Raw genomic sequence first — 2,640 nt, forward strand, 5'->3', positions numbered from 1 at the left:
ATACTCCCGTTGATTCAAGTCGCTACGACGCCAGCCCTCCAGGTGCGAACGCCAGAACGACTCCAGCTCTGCCCGCTTGCTTGCCGCCACCCTCGCCACGATCGCTCCTCCACAGACACAGAATTCGCCGTGGAGGGAAGACCGCAGCTAACCGCCTGATAACAAGCGTGTCCTCGGCGGACGCTTACCCCGGGTTGCCTGTTACTGATTCCACTTTCCCTGCTCCTCAAAAAATTTTCCCTGTTAGCTCTCGTAGGGAAATCGAAACTAACTCACTGAACTGGGGTGTCTTTCTGGGCGCGCGGGCTGCAATTCGGGGTCGAAATCGAGAGAATTCGCTGTTCTTTCCCTGTTTATCAGGGAAATCGGGCAGAGACAGGTTCGCTCCAGACTGCCTCCACCACCATTCCACCCCTAAACCGTGGTGGTCTCTAACTTCTAAGCTAGATCAATAGGTTGGCGCTCCCTGTGGTCCACAAAGGTGGTACACAAAGGGATGCCCAACGTGCACGGACAGTCTCACCTGATGCGCCGTGGCGCGGTCTGCTATTACCGCCGCCGCGTGCCCGACGATCTCGCGCCGATCATCGGCAAGTCGATCATCCAGTACTTGCTCAAGACCAAGGAGAAGAAGGAAGCCCTGGCCAAGTGCAGGGTCGCCGACGTCCAGTGGGACGCGCGCTTCGCCGAGGCAGGCGCTGGCGCTTGTGGCCAGGGCGCGGCCCCGCCGCACCTGACCTCGGCCGAGGCCGTCGAGCTGGTCCAACGTTGGGGGCAAGTCCAAGTCGGCGCGGCTCTAACTTAAACTTCGGTATCGTTCGTGGGGGCAGGACACAGGTCATCGGCAGCGACGACATCCATTTGAATCACCTGCTGCTGAAGTTGAGACGCACCCAACGTCCGTTAACGTAACAAGCCCCGGCGGCGTCACGCGCGCTTGGTCTTACCGCTGAGAAAGGCGCCGACGGTCAGCGCCCCGGGCCATAACGAGACGACCCCCCCGATGGAGACGCCTAGGGGCGCTCGCAGCGCGAGCTGCGCGAAAGCCGCCGCGGCGGCGATGCGCGGGCCGAAGGCAGCGAGCCAGGCGCAGCCGTAGCTGTGCGCCAGACCGGGATAGGCCGCGGCGGCGTCGCCCGAGCGTAACGCGTCCTGGCGGCGCTGCATTCGCTCGAACAGGAGTACGGCCGACTGCATCGCCATCGCGATGCCCTCGGCGACAATAGGGTGCGCCTCACCCGCGGCGTTGCCAATCCGCAGCAGCCCGCCGCTCGCGCGTGTCCGGATGCCTGGCCGGATCGGCCCCGCCGACAGCGCATCGCCGTCCTGGCGGGCGCCGCTCAGCGCCGCGCCGACGCCCCGCACGCTACCGTGGATGTGGCGGAGCACCGCGTCGCTGGCGCGCAGCCCGGGACGGTCGCGGCGCAGCGCCGCCAGGCGGTCGCGGCGCACGCAGCAGGAAAGGCCGACCCGCCCGCCGTCGACCCCGACCATGCCGCCATAGCCGCCGGGGAAGATGAGCATCGGCATCAGGTCGGGCGGCAAGTCGGCGTCGCGGAACACGAACTTGAAGCCGAACAGGTCGCCCGGCCGGTGTGCGCGGTGCCGCGGCCAGCTCGGCAGGCCGCCGCGCTCCCACGAGCCGTGCGCGGCGACCGCGAACGGGGCCCGCAGCGTGCAGACGGTTCCGTCGGCGGCGCGGACGGAGCAGGCCCAGCCGTCGCCCGTCCGCGCCAGGTCGGTGACCGCCCAGGGCTGCAGCACCGCGGCGCCCAGCTCGGCGGCGCGGTTCAGCAGCAGGCTGTCGAGGCGGTCGCGGCCGAGCGCGCGGCCCCAGGCAGGTCCCGGCTCGGCGGCCGGCATCCGCGCGGATGTCTGTGCGGCACCGTCGAACAGGCCGACGCGGCGAACCTCCGGGCCCGCCTCCGCAGCGAAGGCGTCGGCGAGACCCAGGCGGGCAAGGACCGGCAGGCTCGCCGCCGAGACGAACTCGCCGCACACCTTGCGCCGCGGGAAGGCCGCCTTCTCGACCACCGCGACCGACCAGCCCGCCTGGGCCAGCAACCCCGCCAGGGCGCCGCCCGCGGGGCCCGCGCCGACGATCACCACCTCGTAGCGGTCGGTCACGGCCGCCCCCGCCGTCCCGGCCGGGCAACGAACAGGTGGCTCGACCAGCCGGCGGCGCGCTCCTCGAGCGTCCAGCCCGGCGCCTGCGGCCACAGCGCGGACAGCTCGCGGCCGGTGAAGCCGGCGCGGACGCTGACCACGGCGTCGTGGCGGGTGACCCGGTTGCCGCCGATCAAGCCGACCAGCCGGCTGCCGGCGAGGGCGATCGCGGCGCGGCGCGGCTCGCACGCGGCGACCACGGCGCCACGGGCGGCCAGCCGGGCGAACAGCTGGCCCAGCGCCGCGCAGGCGAAATGATGGAGGAACAGATTCGCGACCACGACACTGGCTGGCTCGGCCACGGCGCGGTCGCACCAGTCGAACACGTCGGCGGCCGCCGTCTCGGCCCGCCAGCCGGCGGCTGCGATCGCCGCGAGCGTGGCGTCGGCGACCGCGGGCGTGCGGTCAACCAGCACGAGGCGGACGCCAGGCCAGCGCGGCGCCAGCCGGCGCGCCAGCCGCAACGCCAGCGCG

General features: G+C 70.8%; 3 protein-coding genes. 1 reads left to right on the forward strand and 2 read right to left on the reverse strand.

All coding sequences use genetic code 11. From position 1 onward, the window contains the following. The first annotated feature begins 505 nt into the window (after window positions 1–505). Window positions 506–805, forward strand: a complete 300-nt coding sequence (locus AC32QD_RS15890) for a DUF6538 domain-containing protein (protein WP_492011485.1) — start codon at window positions 506–508, stop codon at window positions 803–805. Window positions 806–927: 122 nt separating this feature from the next. On the opposite strand, the gene AC32QD_RS15895 is transcribed toward AC32QD_RS15890, so the two are convergent. Continuing rightward, window positions 928–2,127: an NAD(P)/FAD-dependent oxidoreductase gene (locus AC32QD_RS15895; protein ID WP_492011486.1), complete on the reverse strand. Its 1,200-nt coding sequence runs from the start codon at window positions 2,125–2,127 to the stop codon at window positions 928–930. Further along, window positions 2,124–2,640 (reverse strand): class I SAM-dependent methyltransferase (locus tag AC32QD_RS15900; RefSeq protein WP_492011487.1); only part of this gene is annotated, 517 nt, incomplete at its 5' end. The genes AC32QD_RS15895 and AC32QD_RS15900, both read right to left, overlap by 4 nt.

Source organism: Thermohalobaculum sp. (genome assembly GCF_058622915.1).